16 protein-coding genes and 1 tRNA gene are annotated in these 18,514 nt (G+C 67.4%); 10 read left to right on the top strand and 7 right to left on the bottom strand.

Annotation, left to right across the window (positions count from 1 at the left end; all coding sequences use genetic code 11):
• The first annotated feature begins 108 nt into the window (after window positions 1-108).
• Window positions 109-1,548 carry an alanine/glycine:cation symporter family protein gene (locus BUB09_RS05115; RefSeq protein ID WP_072895004.1) on the top strand — a complete coding sequence of 480 codons (1,440 nt, stop codon included), beginning with the start codon at window positions 109-111 and terminating at the stop codon, window positions 1,546-1,548.
• A 67-nt stretch (window positions 1,549-1,615) separates the two neighbouring features.
• Here the strand turns inward: BUB09_RS05115 and BUB09_RS05110 are convergent, their stop codons facing one another.
• On the bottom strand, window positions 1,616-1,954 hold the full coding sequence (locus BUB09_RS05110; RefSeq protein WP_084083173.1) for a hypothetical protein: 339 nt from the start codon (window positions 1,952-1,954) through the stop codon (window positions 1,616-1,618).
• A 129-nt stretch (window positions 1,955-2,083) separates the two neighbouring features.
• Between BUB09_RS05110 and BUB09_RS05105 the strand changes: the two genes are divergently transcribed.
• Window positions 2,084-2,896 (top strand): alpha/beta fold hydrolase, encoded by an 813-nt coding sequence (locus BUB09_RS05105; RefSeq protein ID WP_084083172.1) that lies wholly within the window; start codon window positions 2,084-2,086, stop codon window positions 2,894-2,896.
• A 6-nt stretch (window positions 2,897-2,902) separates the two neighbouring features.
• On the opposite strand, the gene BUB09_RS05100 is transcribed toward BUB09_RS05105, so the two are convergent.
• Together BUB09_RS05100 and BUB09_RS05095 are read right to left on the bottom strand one after the other, a co-directional pair.
• Window positions 2,903-3,292 carry a DUF4345 family protein gene (locus BUB09_RS05100; RefSeq protein ID WP_072895002.1) on the bottom strand — a complete coding sequence of 130 codons (390 nt, stop codon included), beginning with the start codon at window positions 3,290-3,292 and terminating at the stop codon, window positions 2,903-2,905.
• Window positions 3,293-3,322: 30 nt separating this feature from the next.
• The gene (locus tag BUB09_RS05095; RefSeq protein WP_245793138.1) at window positions 3,323-4,351 is read right to left on the bottom strand and encodes a sterol desaturase family protein; all 1,029 of its coding nucleotides are present in this window, start codon (window positions 4,349-4,351) and stop codon (window positions 3,323-3,325) included.
• A gap of 95 nt (window positions 4,352-4,446) precedes the next feature.
• Between BUB09_RS05095 and BUB09_RS05090 the strand changes: the two genes are divergently transcribed.
• Window positions 4,447-5,466 carry an AraC family transcriptional regulator gene (locus BUB09_RS05090; protein WP_072895000.1) on the top strand — a complete coding sequence of 340 codons (1,020 nt, stop codon included), beginning with the start codon at window positions 4,447-4,449 and terminating at the stop codon, window positions 5,464-5,466.
• A gap of 118 nt (window positions 5,467-5,584) precedes the next feature.
• Here the strand turns inward: BUB09_RS05090 and BUB09_RS05085 are convergent, their stop codons facing one another.
• Both BUB09_RS05085 and BUB09_RS05080 read right to left on the bottom strand, forming a co-directional pair.
• Window positions 5,585-5,812, bottom strand: a complete 228-nt coding sequence (locus BUB09_RS05085) for a hexameric tyrosine-coordinated heme protein (RefSeq protein WP_072894997.1) — start codon at window positions 5,810-5,812, stop codon at window positions 5,585-5,587.
• A 142-nt stretch (window positions 5,813-5,954) separates the two neighbouring features.
• On the bottom strand, window positions 5,955-6,728 hold the full coding sequence (locus BUB09_RS05080) for a heme-binding protein (RefSeq protein ID WP_072894994.1): 774 nt from the start codon (window positions 6,726-6,728) through the stop codon (window positions 5,955-5,957).
• Between the two features lie 131 nt (window positions 6,729-6,859).
• On the opposite strand from BUB09_RS05080, the gene BUB09_RS05075 reads away from it, so the two are divergent.
• Window positions 6,860-7,861 carry a GlxA family transcriptional regulator gene (locus BUB09_RS05075; protein WP_072894991.1) on the top strand — a complete coding sequence of 334 codons (1,002 nt, stop codon included), beginning with the start codon at window positions 6,860-6,862 and terminating at the stop codon, window positions 7,859-7,861.
• 117 nt (window positions 7,862-7,978) lie between these two features.
• Here the strand turns inward: BUB09_RS05075 and BUB09_RS05070 are convergent.
• A tRNA-Ile gene (locus BUB09_RS05070) sits at window positions 7,979-8,055 on the bottom strand.
• Between the two features lie 224 nt (window positions 8,056-8,279).
• Here BUB09_RS05070 and BUB09_RS05065 point away from each other — a divergent pair.
• The 3 genes from BUB09_RS05065 to BUB09_RS05055 are packed head-to-tail and all read left to right on the top strand — an operon-like array spanning window position 8,280 to window position 10,201.
• Window positions 8,280-8,582, top strand: coding sequence for a hypothetical protein (locus BUB09_RS05065; RefSeq protein ID WP_072894988.1), 303 nt, complete (start codon window positions 8,280-8,282; stop codon window positions 8,580-8,582).
• Window positions 8,583-8,585: 3 nt separating this feature from the next.
• Window positions 8,586-9,458: an HvfB family MNIO-type RiPP peptide maturase gene (locus BUB09_RS05060; RefSeq protein WP_072894985.1), complete on the top strand. Its 873-nt coding sequence runs from the start codon at window positions 8,586-8,588 to the stop codon at window positions 9,456-9,458.
• Window positions 9,455-10,201 (top strand): HvfC family RiPP maturation protein, encoded by a 747-nt coding sequence (locus BUB09_RS05055; protein ID WP_072894983.1) that lies wholly within the window; start codon window positions 9,455-9,457, stop codon window positions 10,199-10,201. The genes BUB09_RS05060 and BUB09_RS05055 overlap by 4 nt, the downstream gene beginning before the upstream one ends.
• On the opposite strand, the gene BUB09_RS05050 is transcribed toward BUB09_RS05055, so the two are convergent.
• Window positions 10,202-13,894, bottom strand: coding sequence for a WD40 domain-containing protein (locus BUB09_RS05050; protein WP_175550108.1), 3,693 nt, complete (start codon window positions 13,892-13,894; stop codon window positions 10,202-10,204). It lies immediately after the preceding gene.
• 175 nt (window positions 13,895-14,069) lie between these two features.
• Between BUB09_RS05050 and BUB09_RS05045 the strand changes: the two genes are divergently transcribed.
• The 3 genes from BUB09_RS05045 to BUB09_RS05035 all read left to right on the top strand — a co-directional run bounded on the left by BUB09_RS05045 (window position 14,070) and on the right by BUB09_RS05035 (window position 18,491).
• On the top strand, window positions 14,070-15,656 hold the full coding sequence (locus BUB09_RS05045) for a peptide chain release factor 3 (protein WP_072894975.1): 1,587 nt from the start codon (window positions 14,070-14,072) through the stop codon (window positions 15,654-15,656).
• Between the two features lie 198 nt (window positions 15,657-15,854).
• Window positions 15,855-17,138 carry an OmpA family protein gene (locus BUB09_RS05040; RefSeq protein WP_072894974.1) on the top strand — a complete coding sequence of 428 codons (1,284 nt, stop codon included), beginning with the start codon at window positions 15,855-15,857 and terminating at the stop codon, window positions 17,136-17,138.
• Between the two features lie 102 nt (window positions 17,139-17,240).
• Window positions 17,241-18,491 carry an MFS transporter gene (locus BUB09_RS05035; RefSeq protein WP_072894971.1) on the top strand — a complete coding sequence of 417 codons (1,251 nt, stop codon included), beginning with the start codon at window positions 17,241-17,243 and terminating at the stop codon, window positions 18,489-18,491.
• Window positions 18,492-18,514: the final 23 nt, after the last annotated feature.

Here is an 18,514-nt window from a genome sequence, read left to right as displayed (position 1 = left end):
GCATCATCGCCGCTGACGGTGACCGGCGCGAATCGGCCGGCGCCCGCCTGCGCCGGATCTTGCTTGTCAGCGCCGACGCCGTCCCTGCCCCCAAGGAGAACCCTCATCGTGGATGCCATTATCGGCGCCATCAACAACCTCGTCTGGAGCCGGGCGCTGATCGCGCTGTGCCTGGGCGCCGGCCTGTACTTTTCGATCCGCACGCGCTTCATGCAGGTGCGCGGCCTGGGCGAGATGCTGCGGTTGATGGCACATAGCGAAAAATCCGCGTCGGGCGTGTCGGCGTTCCAGGCGCTGGCGATGTCGCTGTCGGGGCGCGTCGGCATCGGCAACATCGCCGGCGTCGCCACGGCGATCGCCTATGGCGGGCCCGGCGCGGTGTTCTGGATGTGGATGGTGGCCTTCCTCGGTGCGTCGACGGCCTATGTCGAGTCGACGCTGGCGCAGATCTACAAAGAGCGCGATGAGCAAGGCCAGTATCGCGGCGGGCCCGCTTACTACATCGAAAAGGCGATGAACCAGAAGTGGTACGCGTGGACGTTCGCGATCGCCACCGTGATCGCCACCGGCTTGCTGCTGCCGGGCGTGCAGGCCAACGGCATCGCGGCGAGCCTGAACACCGCCTGGGGCGTCGCGCCGGCGGTGACGGCCGGCGGCCTGGTGGTGGCGCTGGCCGTGATCATCTACGGCGGCGTGCGCCGCATTGCGCGCTTTGCCGAGCTGGTGGTGCCGTTCATGGCCGGGGCCTACATTCTGGTGGCGTTCGCGATCATGTTCAGCAACGTGTCGAAAGTGCCCGAAGTGTTCGGCTTGATCATCGGCAGCGCGTTCGGCGCCAACGCGGCGTTTGGCGCGGTGCTGGGCCTGGCGATCGAATGGGGCGTCAAGCGCGGCATCTATTCCAACGAAGCCGGCCAGGGCACCGGGCCGCATCCGGCCGCGGCGGCCGAAGTGGCGCATCCGGCGCAGCAGGGATACGTGCAGGCGTTTTCGATCTACGTCGACACGCTGATGGTCTGCTCGGCGACCGCGTTCATGATCCTGTCGACCGGCTTGTACAACGTGATCCACCCGGCCGGCGGCATGATCACCGAAGCGCTGCCCGGCGTGTCGCCTGGCCCCGGCTACGCTCAGGCGGCCGTTGAATCGATCATGCCCGGCTATGGCGCCGGCTTCGTTGCGATCGCGATTCTGTTCTTCGCTTTCACGACGATCGTCGCCTACTACTACATGGCCGAAACCAACATCGCGTACATCAACCGCAAAGTGCATCGGCCCTGGATGACGCAAGTGCTGCGGGTCGGCCTGTTGCTGGCGGTGGGCTACGGCACCGTGCGCAGCGCCGAAACGGCATGGGCGCTCGGTGACATCGGCGTAGGCCTGATGGCCTGGCTCAACGTGATCGCGATTCTGATTCTGCAAAAGCCGGCGCTGATCGCGCTGAAGGATTACGAAGCGCAGAAGAAGGCCGGCCAATCACCAGTGTTCGACCCCGACGCCTTGGGCATCGCCAACGCCACGCTGTGGCGCGACAAGCTGCGCGGCTGATCGCGGTGATGCACGAATCGCGGCGACCGTGCGCAACCGTGCACGGTCGCCGCGAGTGGATGCGCGCTTACTCGGTGAACTCGTAGACCTCGGTGTCGCACAGGTCGACTTTGCGCTGTTCGACTTCTTCGCCGCCTTCGAACACGGCTTTCAAGTCGTAGCGGCAGTCTTCGCGCTTGTCGGCGATCGTGATCGTGACCTTCTCGCCGGGCTCGAGCACGTCGCGGCCGAGAATGTCCTCTTCCCAGTCGTCGGTGCCCGGAGGCGATGCGTAGAACTCGGTCAGCGCCTCCGACGTCTTGTTCTTCAGCACGAACTCCAGATCGTCGGTCGCCGCTGCTTGCGTCGCTACGACCGACGCGGCCAGCCCGATCAGAGCCGCCATGCACTGCTTGCTCGTCATCATGATTGAACCCCTCCCCAGGGTATCCGGGCCCTGCGCCCGGCGCGGCGAGCATAGCCCGAGCCTGCGCCGGGTGGTGCCGCGCCGTTGGTCAGCGCATAACCTCGCTTGCCCCTGCTATTGGCCCTCGCCATGACCGCCTCCGCTCCGCTGCTGCGCAACGCCCCGGTACACCGCATCGACGTTGGTCACGGCGAGCCGGTGCTGCTATTGCACGGCAACCCCGACTCGTCGGCGATGTGGCAGCCGGTGATCGACCGGCTGGCGCCGACGCTGCGCTGCGTTGCGCCCGACCTGCCCGGCTTCGGCGCCACGCCAGTGCCGCCCGGCTTTGATTATTCGCTGGAGCACATGGCGGCCTTCGTCGACCACGCGGTGACGCAAGCCGGCATCGATCAACCGCTGACGCTGGTGATGCACGACTTCGGCGGCCCCTACGGCATGGCCTGGGCGGTGCGCCATCCGCACAAGGTGCGGCGCATCGTCGTCAACAACACGCTGTTTTTCTCCGACTACCGCTGGCATTTCTGGGGCCGCGTGTGGCGCACGCCGTGGCTCGGCGAGTTGTCGATGCGGCTGATGAACCGCTGGATACTCGCGCTGGAAACGCGGCGCGGCTCGCCACACATCAGCGACGCGCATCTGGACGCCGCCTACGCGCTGATGACGCCATCGATGCGGCGCATGGTGCTGGCGCTGTACCGCAAGTCGGACCCGGCCAACTTCCGCGGCTGGGAAGATCAGCTGCTGGCACTGACACAGCGCGTGCCAACGCTGGTGCTATGGGGCGAACGCGATCCTTATCTGCCGCGCCAGTTTGCCGACCGCTTCGGCGCGCGCCAGATCGTGGCCGTGCCGGACGCCGGCCATTGGCTTGCCGTGGAACAGCCGCAGACGGTGGCCGATGCGATCCGCCGCTTCATCGACGCGACGCCCAACGGCTGAGCCAGCTCAAGCCGCGCGCGGCAGACGCCACAACAGCAGCGCCGATACCAGCGCGGTGACGACTTCGGTGGCCATCAGCGTCAGGATCACGTGGTTGGGCAAGCCATCGACGACCAGCCCGACGATGCGGCCCGCGACGAGGCCGCCGCAAATCGCGAAATAAATCCATAACGCCGGCCGCAGGAACGACGCCGACAGCGCGCCGGCCAGCAACAGCGCACCGAATGCGATCTGCAGGCTGCCGTAATTGGCGCGCACTTCGTTCAGCGCGCTGGCGGAGGCCGGCACCAGGTCAATGCCGGCCATCGCCGCGACCGGGTCGTGAAACGTGTTGAGCCCGATCAGCAGAAAGGCCAGCGCCGACAGCGCCAGAAAGACACGGGTGAAAGTGAGCATGCAAGCCTCGTGAACGTGTTGGAGCGGGGCTCAGGACGCTGCCGGCATGGCGCCGCCCGATGGTGATGCAGCGGATGCTACGGTCGTCGTCGCTGTCGCTGAAGACGACGGCGACGATACCGACTCGACCGTCCAAGTGTGCAGCGGCGTGTGTCCTTCACGCTGCCATTCGGGCGGCATCCACAAGTGGCGCAGCCGCTGCCGCAGCGGGCCAGGCGCCAGCACGTCGCGCCACATATCGACGAACTCGTGGAAGTTGAGCACAAACACGTTGTATGAGCGGATCTGCCGCGTGATGCCGTAGTCGACCGGCTCGCGTTCTTCGGCGTAGGTGCCGAACCAGCGGTCGAACACGATCAGCACGCCGCCATAGTTGCGGTCGATGTACTGCGGGTTGCGGCCGTGATGGACGCGGTGATTCGACGGCGTGTCGAACCAGTATTCGTACCAGCGCGGAAAGCGTCCGACCGCTTCGGTGTGCACGAAGTACTGGTACGCCAAGTCCACCGCAAGCAGGAACATCACCACCGCCGGCGGCACGCCGAGCCACACCGGCGGCAGCATGAACACGAACGTGCCGACGAACGCGTTGAGCACCGACTGGCGCATTGCCGTGGTGAAGTTCATCACCTGGCCGCTGTGATGCGGCACATGCGCGGCCCAGAACCAGCGCACGCGATGCGAGCTGCGATGGAACGCGTAATAGCACAGCTCCACCAGCACGAAGATCGGCAGGATCGTCCAGCCGTTGACCGGCACCGTGAACAGCCGGTGCTGATACACCCAGGCAAAGATGCCACCGGTCAGCAGCGTCCACATCAGCACTTCGGCCACTTGGTAGCCGGCGCCGAGCGACAGGTTGGCGGCGATCTCCTTCCAATGGAACGCAGCGCGGCGACCACGGCGACGCTCGACGACGAACTCGGTCATGAACGCCAGCAGAAACAGCGGCGTCATACCGATCAGAAACACCTGCTTCCAATCGACGTCGTCACCGAGCAGCGGGCGCAGCCCGGCCCACAGATCCGCCATCAACGACCCCACGGTTTCGAATGCCATCATCGGCTCCCCGCACTGTTTCAGTGCCGACAGCTTGCCGCGGCACCAGCGCCACCGCGTTGACAGCGGGAGCCAATCGCTTGACATTTTCGGACATGGCCACGCCTTCGCCGACGACGATCCACGACGTCTACTACTCCAGCACCTATGTTCGGCTGCTGTTCGACTACCTGTCGTTGCAAGGGCTCGACGCGCAGCAAGTGCTGGGAGAGGCGCGGCCGGCCGATGCTGACCGCGGCCTGGGCCGCTACGCCGGCCGCCACTGGCGGCAGATGCTGGAGCGCGCAGCGGCGGCGCTGCAGGACCCGCTGCTCGGCTTGCACCTGGGCCAGCAGATTCGCACTGCGCATCTGGGCGTGCTCGGGTATGTGCTGCATGCCTGCCGCGACGTCGGCGCCGCGCTGCTGCGCTGGCAGCAATACGACCGGCTGATCGCGCATGTGGCGCAGATGGACGTGCGCGTCGAGCCGCACACGGTGACCATCGAATGGCGCAACGCGCCGGAATCGATGGGCGCGCTGGTCGACGAAACCGCGCTGACCGCGCTGGTGCAGTTCGCTCGCAACATCACGGTTGGCGCGCCGCAAATCGAAGCCGTGCGCTTTCCGCATCCACGCCCGGCCGACGTGACGCCGTACGAAGCGTATTTCGGCTGCCCGGTTCTGTTCGACCAACCGCTGCCGGGCGTGCGCTTCGCCGCCGACTTGCTGCAACAACCGCTGCGCCAGCCCGACGACGCACTGCTCGACTTGATGGAACAGCAGGCGCGCACGCTGCTGGCGCAATTGCCGGCCGGTGACGAGCTGGAACGCGAGGTGCGGCAGGCGATCACGCGGCAACTGCAGAGCGGCGAGCCGAGCCTGGAGCCGATCGCGACCGCCATGCACATCACGCCGCGCACGCTGCATCGCCGCTTAAGCGATCGCGGCCTGCAGTTCCGCCAACTGTGCGATGACACGCGCCGCCAACTGGCCGAAAACCACTTGCGTGATCCGCGGCTGTCGCTGGCCGAGGTCGCGTGGCTGCTCGGCTATTCGGAACACAGCGCATTCACCCGCGCGTTCCGGCGCTGGACCGGCGTATCGCCTCAGCAATGGCGCAGCGGCAGCGGTTGAGCGAGGCGACGGCCGAGACGGCTCCGTTCGATCAATGGCGGCTCGGGAGCAGCGGCGCTAAACGGCGCCGACCACGCTGATGCGCTGCGTCAGCGAGCGCTGCGCATACGGCGCGCGCTCAGGTTCTCCAGTAGCCGTTAGCGGCCGCAATCGTGGCGAATTCGATCGCGACGGTCTGCCCGACCTGCAGCAAGGCCATCGCGTCATTGGCGTAGACATCGCGCAGCCGCGATCGCACTGCCTCGTCGGGTTGTGTGGCCTTGATGACGAGTCTCGCCATCGTCATCGCGAGCTGTCGGCCTTCTTCGGGTGTGGCCGTGATCAACGAACCATTCGGGATCATCATGGTGATTCTCTCGTTAAGGGTGATGGATGCGCTTGGAGGTTTCGGGCCCGCATGCGACGCGCCCGCGCCACGCTACAAGCCCCGGTGGACTGGTCATCGTCCATCGGGGCCGTGGCACGGTGCTTCGGTGGCGATCAGCGGATCACGGAGCGACTTTGCGGGTCGGCGGCAGGCTGTTCACGACGGCTTCGTGCGCCTTGAGCTCGCCGCAGACTGGCTGACTCCAAGGGCCGCTGAACGCAATCTGATCCACGCCATTGGGCCCGAGCCCGGCCGGCACGTAGTCGAGCTTCAGCGTGTTGCGCGTGCGCCAGCTGATGTAGTGATCGGCGCAGGAACTGTCGCCCGAGGTGCCGAGCGCGCCCAGCAGCTCACCCTTGGCGTTGTACAGCGGCAGGCCGCCGCCGAACACGTTGAAGCCGCCGACGCGCTCACCGACCATCGGGTCGTTGGCCTGGCCCCAGTAGGCCGTCGGGCCGGCGTAAACATGCTCGGGCACGATCGGGTTGGCTTCCTGGATGCCGAAAGCAAAACCGCCGGGCTGCGCGATGCTGTACAGATTCGCAGTGGCCATCGCCAGCTTCGGCAGGCTGAAGTTGTTGCTGGTGCCGGCCTTCTGCGCGGCGATGATGCGGCTGCCGGGCCACTGGTCGCCCCAATTGTCGCCGGTGAACGCCACTGCGCAGACGATGCCCGCGCGATTGACCACGGCGCCCCACATGTTGAGTCCGAATGCGGCGTTCTTTTCCTTCTGAGCGGCCTGCAGCGCCGCCTTGAACTCGGCATGGGTCGGCAGACCGGCGCAGGACTGGTCGGCGGCCAGCAGAGCGGCGGTGGACTTGTCGGCCGGGGCCGCCTGCGCGGTGACAGCAGCGGCGGCAAACGTAAGGGCAGCAAAGGTGAGCGTGTGCTTCATGGCGATCTCGGTAACGTCGTGGGAGTGCGACTGACGGGGCGAGAGTGTGTGGCCACGGGCGGCAGATATTGCGTGGCAGGCAAGACAAGGAACAGGCAAAATCCGCCAATCGTCCAAGCCGGTCCGACTGCATGCACATCGTCCTGCTCGCCCTCGATGGCAACCTGCCGTCCGGCCTCGTCGGCCTTGCCGACGTGTTCTGGCTGGCAGCGCAGGCCAGCCAGAGCCAGCCCAAGGCGCAGAGCTGGCCGCTGTGCGACGTGATCGTGGCCAGCGCCAACGGCAAGCCCGTCACCGATGGGCGTGGTCGCAAGCTGCCCGTGGATGCGGCGATGGAGGACGTGGTCAAAGCCAGTGCGGTACTGATCCCGGGACTGATGCCCGCGAGTGACGGCCTGCCGCCGCAGACCGCGCAGACCGCCAAAGCAGCGGCCTGGTTGCGCCGCCAGCATGCACACGGCGCCCTGATCGGCGGCAGCTGCGCCGGTGTGTTCGTCATGGGCGAAGCCGGCCTGCTCAACGGCCGTCGCTGCACCACGACCTGGTGGCTTCACGACGAACTGAGGCGCCGGTTTCCGAAGGCCGACGCCGCCTGGGGCAGTGCGCTGATCGAAGACGGCCGCGTCGTCACCACTGGCGGACCGCTGTCATGGATCGATCTGGCGCTGCACACGATCCGCACCCTGGTCGGGCCGGAAGCCGCGCGCATCGCCGCCGACTTTGCCGTGGTGGATACCGCGCCGTTGACCCAGAGCGTCTACGTGCCGCCCCGCCATATGCAGGCCCACAACCCCTTTCTGCTGGCGGCAGAGAAGGCGGTACGCAATCACCGCGGCGACACGCCGCTGACACCGCAGACCTTGGCCGCCCAGCTCGCCACCAGCGAGCGCACGCTGCACCGGCGCCTGAAAAGCCTGGGGCAAGAATCACCGAAAGGCTTCATCGCCCGCGTACAGCTGGAAACCGCCCGCACGCTGCTGGAAACCGGCAGCGCAGCGGTCAAGGCCGTCGCACAGGATTGCGGCTGGCGCGACGAAGGCAGCTTCCGCCGCGCCTTCGTCCGCCACACCGGCATGACCCCGTCAGCGTATCGAGCGTGGATCGGACGACGTCGGGGCGGCGGTGCGGGCTAGCGGCGTGCGTACAACGCGAGTGTCACGGTAGACGCGATGCCGCGCGTAACAGGTGCGGGCTCTGAAACGGAAGGCTGCAAAAGGCGGGAGTACCGTCAGAAACGCCGAACCAACCATTGGTGGGCCCTGTCGGACTTGAACCGACAACCAAGGGATTATGAGTCCCCTGCTCTAACCAATTGAGCTAAAGGCCCTGGCGCAGATGGGCTCGCCGCGCGGGTGGCGGGAGCGAGGCGATGATAAACGATCGCGGGGGCGGGCCGGCTTGCGGCGGCGGGGGCAGGCGGGCGCTGCGCGGCGCGGGCTCGGGTCGGTAAACTGCCCCGGCGCCGGGCGCGGCCGGTGGCGCATCCTTTTTTGGGCCGTGGCGGTATTGCCGACGACGGTTTTGTCACTCGTTCTCTACGGAGTTGATTCCATGAATGCTTCCAATCGCAGCAGCAAGTCGAACCTGTCGCTGCAGCAGTTGCTGGTCGGCGCGGGCCTGAGCCTGTCGGTGATCGGTGCGGCGCAGGCCGGCAGCACGTCGTTGTTTGAAGCGCGCGATCTGGCCTCGGGCTACGCGGTGGCGATGGCCGGTGACGGCAAGACCGGCGGCGAGCACGCCTGCGGCGAAGGTGGTTGCGGCGCGATGGGCGGCGACACCGGCAAGGACGACGGCAAGAAGACCGACGCCGACAAGAGCGGCAAGCCGGCCCCGGCTCCGGCGCCGAAGAGCTAAGCGCTGAACCCGCCGCCAAGCAGCGCGTCGCCGTCGCTGGACGGCGATATCGGCCTGGGCCTGCGCCGCGCGCTGCTGGCGCCCTTGCTGAGCGCCGCCGACGATCGTGCGGCGGCCGGCCCGGTGCCTGGGCATCTGGAAGTCGCGCCGGAAAACTGGATCGACATCGGCGGCGCGCAAGGCCGGCAGTTCGCGGCACTGGCCGAGCGCTATCCGCTGCGCGCACACGGCCTGTCGCTGTCGATCGGCGGCCCGGCGCCGCTGGACCTCGAATGGCTGCGCCGCGTGCGCGTGTTTCTCGACGCGCACGATATCGACGACTACAGCGACCATCTGTCGTTTTGCGGCGACGAAGGTTATCTGCACGAGTTGTTGCCGCTGCCGTTCACCGACGAAGCGGTCGAGCACGTCGCGCAGCGCGTCGCGATCGTGCAAGACGTACTGGAACGCACGATCGCGCTGGAAAACATCAGCGCCTATCTGCGCTGGCCCGCGCCGCTGAGCGAAGCGCAGTTCATCAACGCGGTGCTCGACCGTGCCGGCTGTGATCTGCTGCTCGACGTCAACAACGTCTACGTCAATGCGATGAATCACGGCGAAGACGCGCTTGCGCTGATCGACTCGTTACCGGCCGGACGCGTCCGCGCGATCCATGTCGCCGGGCATTGGCAGCGCCACAACGACGGCCTGCGCATCGACACGCACGGCGAGCCGGTGATCGACCCGGTGTGGTCGCTGCTCGACCACGCTTATGCGCGCTTCGGCACGCTGCCGACGGTGCTGGAACGCGACTTCAACTTGCCGCCCTGGAGCGAGCTGATGCAGGAATTGCAGCGCGTCGCTGCGCATCACGCCGCTGCGCGAGTGGCGGCATGAGCCCGCTGGAAGCGGCCCAGCGCGCGCTGACGGCGGCACTGCGCAACCCGCAAGCGCCAGCGCCCGACGGCGTACCCGATGCAACGCTGGCGCTGTACCGGCAGCTGCTGCGCGGCAACATCGATCGCGCGCTGACGCGGGCGTTCCCGGTGTTGCGCGCGATCAGTGACGACGCCGCATGGGCGGCGCGCGTCGACGCCTTTGTCGCCGAACACGGCATCGACGAGCCGCAGCTGCGCAAGTTGGCCGAGGTGTTCATCGCCTGGCTCGATGGCCGCAGCGACGAGGCACGGCAGCAGGATCCGCCCTGGCTGGCCGAGCTGTGTCATTACGAATGGGTGGAGCGCGCGCTCGGCGACGACACCACGCCGCTGCCCAAGGCGGCTGCGTTTGCGATGAACCGCCCGCCGCTGGTATCGCCGCTGGCTTGGCCGCTGAGCTACCGCTACGCCGTCCACCAGATCGGCCCCGACGCGATCCCCGGCGAGCCGCCGGCGCAACCGACCTATCTGATCGCCTACCGCGACCGCAGCGACGCGGTGCGTTTCATGGAGATCAACGCGCTGACACTGTTGCTGTTGCGTGCGATCGACAGCCAGCCCGACGTCGCTGCGGCCGACCTGCTCGCGACGCTGGCCGACGAACTCGGTCATGCCGACGCCGGTGCCGTCGTCGAAGCCGGCACGCAGCTGCTGCGGCAGCTGCTGGAGCGCGGCGTGCTGCTGGGATCGCGGCCGGGCTGATCAGCTGCCGCCGGCCGTCGGCGCGACGCAGCGGCGCAGGTCGACGGGCGCTGGTTGCAGTTCCATGCCGACCAGCCGCCACGGTGTCACGCAGGCCACGCGCCGGGCAATGTCGTCGGCGCTGCGGGTTTCCAGCGCGGCTTCCCAGGCCTGCAAGCGGCTGTCGTCGCCGCCGCTATAGAGCGTGTCGCCATTGCGCGAAAACGCCACATTCACCACCTGCCCGGCGTGCACGGCGAGTGTTTGCAGCAGACGGCCGTCGTGGCTGTCGGACAGCGCCGCCACGCCATCGCTGCCGGCCGTGGCAACAAAGTTGCCGTCCGGGCTCCAGCGGGCTGTGAACACGGTGCCGTTGTGCTCGCCCATGTTGATCACGCTGCCGCCCTCGCTGGCGCTCGGCTCCCAGACAACGGCCGATGACCCGCCCTGCATCAACAGCACGCGCCGGTCGTCGCCGTTGAACTCGGCATAGACGCAGCCGTAGGTGCTTTCGATGGTTCGCGAATGGCGCAGCCCGCTGCCCAGCAGATACCAGGCCGCGGCTCCGCTGTCGTCATCGGCCATCGCGACGAGCTGCCGTGAATCGTGCGCAAACCGCATGCAGCCCACCGGCGGCGCGTCGGCCGACAGCGGCGCCTGCTCGCGAACGGTGAGCGTGGCCAGATCGAGCACCTGTACCTGGTGCCCAAGGCCGATCGCGATGTGCTGGCCGTCGGGGCTGAAGTCGAATGCGAAGCGCGAATCGAGCGCCCACTCGGCTCGCAGTGCGCCGGTGTCGAGCCGCCACAGTCGGCCGATGTTGGATCGCTCGGCGGCAAACAGATGCTGCCCGTCCGGGCTCAACCGAACGACCGAGAAGAACCGCCCCGGCACCGCCAGGCGCTGCACCACCTGGCCGCTGGGCAGGTCCCACACGGCCAGGTCGCCTTGCGCCGTCGCCGCGGCTACGCGGCGGCCATCAGGGGTACTGGTGACCGCGCTGATGGGCGCATCGAGCCGGGCCAGCTCGCCAACCGGCTCCAGCCGGCGCGGCGTCCAGCGCCGCACCCGGCCGTCAGGGCCGCCGCTGATCACCTCGCCGTCTGGCAACTGCGTGAAGTTGACGGCCGGCGACCACCAGCCGGGCGCCTCACCGACCTGCGCACCATGGCGCGCGCTCGACAACGGCCGGAAGCGCTCGTCCCAGACGGCGACTTGCCCGTTCTGGTCGGCACTCACCAGCTGCGACCCGTGGCGCGTGAACAGCGCCACGATCGTGTCGATGCTGAACGCAAACAGCGGCCGCGAGCTGAGCACGTCGGACACCAGCGTCTGGCGCCAATCGACGCGGCCGAGCTTCTCGCCGTCAGCGCGCAGCGAGCTGAACGCATAACGGCTGCTGCTGGGCCCCGCATAGACCAGCGCGCCGTTGTCGGTGCTCCAGACGCGCTCGCCGTCCGCGCCCAGCGTCAGCAAGCGGCGGCCCGCCGACGCGAACTGCAACTGGTAGATCGGCTGGGCGTGGCCGCCGGCAAATGCGACGCGGCCCTCAGGCAGGCTCCAGGCGCGCAGCGCACCCGCGGCGCCACTGGCCACCAGCAAGCTGCCGTCGGGATGCACATCGAGCGCGGTCACCGGCTGACCCAGCCCGATCAAGCGCAGCGCTGGGCCCGGTTCGCCGAGGCGCCAGGCCAGCACTTGGCCGTCGCGCCCCCCGGCCGCAAGCCAGCGACCATCACGACTCAGCGTGGCGACCGTCGCCTGCCCCGGCGCGGCGTCGGCCGGTGAAAACGGCGCGCCGCCCGCCATCGGGTAAAGCTGCGGCCGGCCGTCTGGGGCGACGGCGACGATGTGTTCGCCGTCCGGCGTGAACGGCACGGCAATCGTGCAGTTGGTGCTGTCGATCGGCGTTTCCAGCCGCAGCACGCCCTCGGGCAGTTGCCAGACGCGCAGCGTGCCGTCGCCGCCGGATGTCGGCATATACGACAGCGACAGCCAGCGGCCGTCGTTGCTCAACGTCGGGCCGCAGAAGGATTGCGTCTGCTCCAGATCAAAGCCGTGAAAGCTCGCAAGCTGTCGTCCGCTGGGCAGCTCCCAGGCGCTGACGTCACCGGTCGACGACAGCGCCACCAGCGTCCGGTCGTCGGCGCTCAGCTCCATCGTGCGCAGCACCGAGCCGGTGTTGATCACCTGCGATAGTGCGTCGATCGGCTGCATCGCCTGGCGCAACATCAGCCGCAGCGCCGGCGTGTCGACGCCGCGGCGATAAGCTTCCGACAAGAACACTGCTGCGCGCATTTGCGAGCCGGCCAGCAGCTCTTGGCGTCCGGCTTCCATCAGCCGGACGCGTTGCTCGGCCTGCTCGCGGCTGGTGAAGCGGCGCTGCTGGACGTTCAGCAGGCTCACCACCACGACCGCGGCCAGGGCGACACCGGCGGCCCATGCCGCGCGCTGCAGCAGACGGCGACGGCGGTCGCTGCGGATCAGTCCTTCCAATCCCTCCTGCCGCAGTTTCGCCGCGAGTTGATCCATCGGCAGCGCCCGCGCGCTGGCCGCCGCCTGTTCCAGCTTGAGCGGCGTGCCGCTGAGCCCGCGACAGATATCGGCAACGGCCCGCGCCTGGACCGCATCCAGCCGAAATGCCGGGCGGCGTTCCTGTACGCGCTCGACGAACAGCCGCTCGGCATCCGACAACTCGCCGCCGCTACCGGCTTCGACCGGCAGCGGCCCTAGCCGCAGCAGGCGGGCGTTGACCCGCCGCAGCGGCTCGCAACGCGTCACGACGACGCGGCAGGCCGGGTTGTGCAACAGCACCTCGACCAGCGAGTCGACCTCGGCATCGAGGTGGTCGCAGCGATCAATCCAAACCAGCATCACTTTCGAGGCGACGAACGCCTGCACCGCCAGATCGAGTGGCAGTGCGGGTGAATCGAGCACGCCCAGCGCGCTGGCCAGTGCCGCCAGCGACGAATCGCGGTCATCGCAGCTGGCCAGATCGACCAGCCACACGCCGTCGGCATAGTGCGGCAGCACATCAGCCGCCAGCTCCAGCGCCAGGCGGGTCTTGCCGATCCCGGGCGGGCCGACGACGCAGACCAGCGCGCTGTCGCTGACCAAGCGGCCGAGCTCGGCGCGCTCGGCACTGCGGCCGATGAACGAGGTCGTGGTCCTTGGCAGGTTATGGCGCGTCAGCGACAGGCTGCGCACCGGCGCAAAGTCGAGCGGCAGGTCGGCGTGCAGCAACTGCATCAGTCGCTGCGGCTCGGGGAAATCCTTGAGCTGATAAGTCCCCAGGTCGGCCAGCGACAGCGCCGGCGGCAGACGACCATGGACCGCATCGACCGTCTCGTGCGACACCAGCACCTGGCCACCGTGTGCCGCCGCTGCAACGCGGGCGGCCTGGTGCACGGCCAGTGCGATGTAGTTGTCGCCATAAGGCTGGGCCAGGCCGGTGTGCACGCCGATCCGAACGCGCAGCGCCGCACCATCTGGCCAGGGCTCGGCCAGCAACGCCCGCTGGATGTCGACGCAGGCCAGCATTGCCAGCAAGGGGTCGGCAAAGGCGCAAAAGCAGGCGTCGCCCTCGTGACCAAACACGACGCCAACGTAACGCGACACCGCTTCGGTGATGATCGCGCGCTGCCGCATCACCAACGGCGCACCGGCTTCGCCAAGGTGGCGCATCAAGGCCGTCGATCCTTCGATGTCGGTCATCACAAACGTGACCCGGCCGCGAGGCAGGTCGTGCTGCAAACTCATATTGATGGCCCCCGCCCCCAATCGCCACCAGTCTAGCCCAAGGCCTGGCGCGGCCCTGTCAGACAATCCCGTCAACGGCCATCAGCGTCGAGGGGCTACAATCGGCGCCCTTCAGGAAAGCCGCCCCGACATGTCCACCGTCGCCGAGCAGGCGCTGCGCCGCCGCACGTTCGCCATCATTTCCCATCCCGACGCGGGCAAAACCACGCTGACGGAGAAGCTGTTGCTGTTCGGCGGCGCGATCCAGCTGGCCGGTACCGTCAAGGGCCGCAAGGCGAGCCGTCACGCCACGTCGGACTGGATGGCGCTGGAACAGCAGCGCGGCATCTCGATCACCACCTCGGTGATGCAGTTCCCGTACAACGGCAAGATCGTCAACTTGCTCGACACGCCCGGTCACGAGGACTTCAGCGAGGACACCTACCGCACGCTGACCGCGGTCGACAGCGCGCTGATGGTCATCGACGCCGCCAAGGGCGTCGAAAACCGCACGATCAAGCTGATGGAGGTCTGCCGGCTGCGCGATACGCCGATCATCACCTTCGTCAACAAACTCGACCGCGAAGGCCGCCCGCCGCTGGAGCTGCTCGACGAAGTCGAAAAAGTGCTCGGCATCCAGTGCACGCCGATCACCTGGCCGCTGGGTATGGGCCGCGAGTTCAAGGGCGTCTACCACCTGCTCGAAGACCGCTTCTATCTGTATTCGGGCGACAAGCACCGCGTGTCCGAGATCGAGACCATCGACGGCCTGAACACGCCGGGCCTGGCCGAGCGCTTCGGCGCGCCGTACCAGACGCTGCTCGACGAGATCGAGCTGCTGCAGATGGCCGGCACCGACTTCGACCTCGAGCGCTACCGCGCAGCCAAGCTGACGCCGGTGTTCTTCGGCGCGGCGATCAACAACTTCGGCGTACGCGAGCTGCTCAACGGCTTTACCGACTGGGCGCCTGACCCGCTGCCGCGGCACACCGAATCGCGGGAAGTGGCGCCGACAGAGCCCAAGTTCAGCGGCTTCGTGTTCAAGATTCAGGCGAACATGGACCCCAAGCACCGCGACCGCGTCGCGTTCCTGCGCGTCTGCTCGGGCATCTACCGCAAGGGCATGACGCTGCACAGCGTGCGCCTGGGTGGCCCGGTGCGCGTCAACCATGCGTTGATCTTCATGGCCGCCGACCGTGAATCGGTCGAAGAGGCGTATCCGGGCGACATCATCGGCCTGCACAACCACGGCACGATCGCCATCGGTGACTCGTTCAGCGAAGGCGAGCCGCTGCGCTTTACCGGCATCCCGAACTTCGCGCCGGACCTGTTCCGGCGCGTGGTGCTGAAGGACCCGCTGAAGGCCAAGCAGCTGAACAAGGGCCTGGACCAGCTCAGCGAAGAAGGCGCCACCCAGGTGTACCGGCCGCTGACCAACAACGACATCATCCTCGGCGCGGTCGGCACGCTGCAGTTCGACGTGGTGCAGTTCCGGCTGCGCGACGAGTACAGCGTCGAGTGCGTGTTCGAGCCGGTGCAGGTCTACTGCGCGCGCTGGGTCACCGGCAGCGACGACAAGCTGTTCAAGGCCTTCGTCGACAAGAACGAGACCCGGATCGCCAAGGATCACTACGGCGACCTGGTCTATCTTGCATCCAGCAGCGTCAACCTTTCGATGACCCAGGAGCGCCATCCAGACGTGCGTTTCCTTGACACAAAAGAACACGGCGGCGCGTGATATAGAACGCTCCCAAGAGCAAAAAATGCTCTTTTTACTTGGGCTTACATCACTGACGTTCAGGTTGAGTTAATTGGTTCAGCCAACCATAGCGCCTGCTTGATGGGTCGGCGCAGCATCGGGGGGACTCCCGGATGGGCGGCGAAACCGTTCGAACAAATTATTGCTGTGGGATTTTCCCCTAACAGGAGGTTGCTCATGTCGTCCCGACTGCGTTGTCTTGCGCTCTCGGCCGCCGCGTTCTGCGCGGTTGCCGGTTTCTCGCAAAAAGCTGCTGCCCAAACCGAAGGCTACGAAGAACCCAAGGCCTATGTCGGCGGCGGTGCGTTCTGGAACAAGCCCGACTCGAACCGCAACATGGACGATGGCTGGGGCTCTCGCGTCTACCTCGGCACGCGTCTGAACAGCGGCCTGATGTTCGAAGGCAACCTGTTCGGCCTGCAGGGCGAGCGCCAGGTCGGCAACGGCAAGGATTCGTCCTGGGGCGTTGGCGGCGACTTCCTGTTCCCGTTCACCACCGGCGGCTTCCAGCCGTTCGTGCTGGCCGGCGGCGGTTATGTCGACGAGAAGGTCAACGGCAGCAATGAAGGCGCCGGCTACGCCAATGCAGGCGTCGGCTTCTTCGTGCCGCTGATGGAAGGCCTGAAGCTGCGCACCGAAGGCCGCTATGTAGCCGTGTTCAACGATTTCGCCTCCACCAATGGCGACGACCCGCTGTACGACGTGCAGGTTGGCCTGGCGCTGCAAGCCGACATCGGCAAGCGCAAGCCGCTCGACGCCGACGGTGACGGCGTCGTCGACCCGAACGATGCCTGCCCGAACACGCCGGCTGGCGTGTCGGTTGACACCCGCGGCTGCCCGCTCGACGCGGACGGCGACGGCGTGCCGGACTACCTCGACAAGTGCCCGAACACGCCCAAGGGCGCGCCGGTCAACGCTCAGGGCTGCCCGGTCGACTCCGACGGTGACGGCGTGGCCGACTACCTCGACAAGTGCCCGAACACCCCCAAGGGTGCCTCGGTCGATGCCAGCGGTTGCCCGCTCGACAGCGATCGCGACGGCGTGCCGGACTTTGCCGACAAGTGCCCGAACACGCCGTACGGCTTGAAGGTCGACGCCACCGGCTGTGTCCGCGAAGCCCAGACCATCGTGCTGCAGAACGTCAACTTCGAGTTCAACAAGTCGACGCTGACCGCTGACAGCAAGACCGTGCTCGACGGCGTTGCCGCCGGCCTCAAGAGCGACCCCGACATGCGGGTCGAGCTGGCCGGTCACACCGACAGCAAGGGCAGCGATGCGTACAACAAGAAGCTGTCGCAGAGCCGCGCCGACTCGGTCAAGGCCTATCTGGTCAGCCAGGGTGTCGCCTCGACCCGCCTGGTCGCCAAGGGTTACGGCGAGGTCGCTCCGGTGGCCAGCAACGACACCGACGACGGCCGTGCGCAGAACCGCCGCGTCGAGTTCCGCGTGCTAAGCAAGTAAGCCTCACCGCAGCACGTTGAATCAGGGCCGGACGGCGCAAGCCGTCCGGCCTTTTTCGTGGACGCGACAGCCAGCGCGGCTCTCGCTACGCTGCGCGCCTCCATGAGCACCCCCACTTCTCGACACGACGCCTACGCGGCGCTTCGTTTTCCGGCGTTTCGCCGGCTGATCACCGCCAATCTGCTGCTGTCGACGGCCTTGCTGATCCAGGAGGTGATCGTCGGCTACGAGCTGTACCGGCTGACGCACGACCCACTGGCACTCGGGCTGGTCGGGCTTGCCGAGGCGCTGCCGTTCATCGGCTTGGCGCTGTTTGGCGGGCATCTGGCCGACCGGCGCGAAAAAACCGGGCTGATGCAGATGGCCGGCGCCGTGATCGTCGCCGGTTCGCTGCTGCTGATCTGGGCCACGCTGCCATCAACGCAGGCCGCGCTGCCGCAGAACACGATGCTGGGCATCGTCTACGGCTCGATCTTCATGCTCGGCCTGGCGCGCGGCATCTACTCGCCCACGGCCGGCGCGCTGCGGCCGTTCCTGATTCCGCGCGACGCCTATTCCAGCGCGGCGAGTTGGGCGGCGACGTTCTTCCAGGCCGGCGCGATCGCCGGGCCGGCGATCGCCGGTTTTTTGTACGTGCTGTTCGGACTGACCGGCACGCTGTGGGTCGTGCTCGGCATGGTGATCGCCAACATCGTGCTGATCGGCCGCATTCCGCGTCAGCCGGTGCCGCCGGCGCCGCCGGGCGTAGCGCTGTGGGCGAGTTTGCGGGAGGGCATCGCCTACGTCTGGAAGACGCGGATCATCCTGTACGCGATCTCGCTGGACATGTTTTCGGTTCTGTTTGGCGGCGTGGTCGCGATCCTGCCGATCTTCGCCGAAGACATTCTCAAGGTCGGGCCGCAGGGGCTGGGCTTGCTGCGTTCGGCACCCGCGGCCGGCGCGCTGATCACGGTGATCATCTGCAACTGGTATCCGCCAACGCGCCGGCCCTGGCGCACGCTGCTGATCGTCGTCGCCGGCTTCGGCGTATCGACGCTGGTGTTTGCCGTGTCGGAGGTGTTCTGGCTGTCGGCGGCCGCGCTGTTTGCCACCGGCGCTTTCGACAGCGTCAGCGTGGTGATCCGCAACACGATCATGCAGACGCTGCCGGCCGAGCACATGCGCGGGCGCGTGTCGTCGGTCAACAGCATCTTCATCTCCGCGTCCAACGAGCTTGGCGCGTTCGAGTCGGGGCTGGCGGCGCGGCTGATGGGCACGGTGCCGTCGGTGCTGGCCGGCGGCGTGGCGACGCTGGGCATCGTCAGCTACATCTGGGCGCGGTCGCGCGATCTGTTCAAGCTGCGCCTGAGCTGACCGGCCGCACCGGCGCCGATCCG

This window comes from Hydrocarboniphaga daqingensis, from assembly GCF_900129825.1.
Classification (GTDB): domain Bacteria; phylum Pseudomonadota; class Gammaproteobacteria; order Nevskiales; family Nevskiaceae; genus Hydrocarboniphaga; species Hydrocarboniphaga daqingensis.
The sequence above is the reverse complement of the archived record's forward strand: the minus strand, read 5'-3'. Positions and strand labels throughout refer to the sequence as shown.

Coding starts and splice junctions, on each gene's coding strand:
- BUB09_RS05110 (WP_084083173.1), bottom strand. CDS start 1,954: ATGATGACGAGCAAGCAGTGCATGGCGGCTCTGATCGGGCTGGCCGCG.
- BUB09_RS05105 (WP_084083172.1), top strand. CDS start 2,084: ATGACCGCCTCCGCTCCGCTGCTGCGCAACGCCCCGGTACACCGCATC.
- BUB09_RS05100 (WP_072895002.1), bottom strand. CDS start 3,292: ATGCTCACTTTCACCCGTGTCTTTCTGGCGCTGTCGGCGCTGGCCTTT.
- BUB09_RS05095 (WP_245793138.1), bottom strand. CDS start 4,351: ATGGCATTCGAAACCGTGGGGTCGTTGATGGCGGATCTGTGGGCCGGG.
- BUB09_RS05090 (WP_072895000.1), top strand. CDS start 4,447: ATGGCCACGCCTTCGCCGACGACGATCCACGACGTCTACTACTCCAGC.
- BUB09_RS05085 (WP_072894997.1), bottom strand. CDS start 5,812: ATGATGATCCCGAATGGTTCGTTGATCACGGCCACACCCGAAGAAGGC.
- BUB09_RS05080 (WP_072894994.1), bottom strand. CDS start 6,728: ATGAAGCACACGCTCACCTTTGCTGCCCTTACGTTTGCCGCCGCTGCT.
- BUB09_RS05075 (WP_072894991.1), top strand. CDS start 6,860: ATGCACATCGTCCTGCTCGCCCTCGATGGCAACCTGCCGTCCGGCCTC.
- BUB09_RS05065 (WP_072894988.1), top strand. CDS start 8,280: ATGAATGCTTCCAATCGCAGCAGCAAGTCGAACCTGTCGCTGCAGCAG.
- BUB09_RS05055 (WP_072894983.1), top strand. CDS start 9,455: ATGAGCCCGCTGGAAGCGGCCCAGCGCGCGCTGACGGCGGCACTGCGC.
- BUB09_RS05050 (WP_175550108.1), bottom strand. CDS start 13,894: ATGACCGACATCGAAGGATCGACGGCCTTGATGCGCCACCTTGGCGAA.
- BUB09_RS05045 (WP_072894975.1), top strand. CDS start 14,070: ATGTCCACCGTCGCCGAGCAGGCGCTGCGCCGCCGCACGTTCGCCATC.
- BUB09_RS05040 (WP_072894974.1), top strand. CDS start 15,855: ATGTCGTCCCGACTGCGTTGTCTTGCGCTCTCGGCCGCCGCGTTCTGC.
- BUB09_RS05035 (WP_072894971.1), top strand. CDS start 17,241: ATGAGCACCCCCACTTCTCGACACGACGCCTACGCGGCGCTTCGTTTT.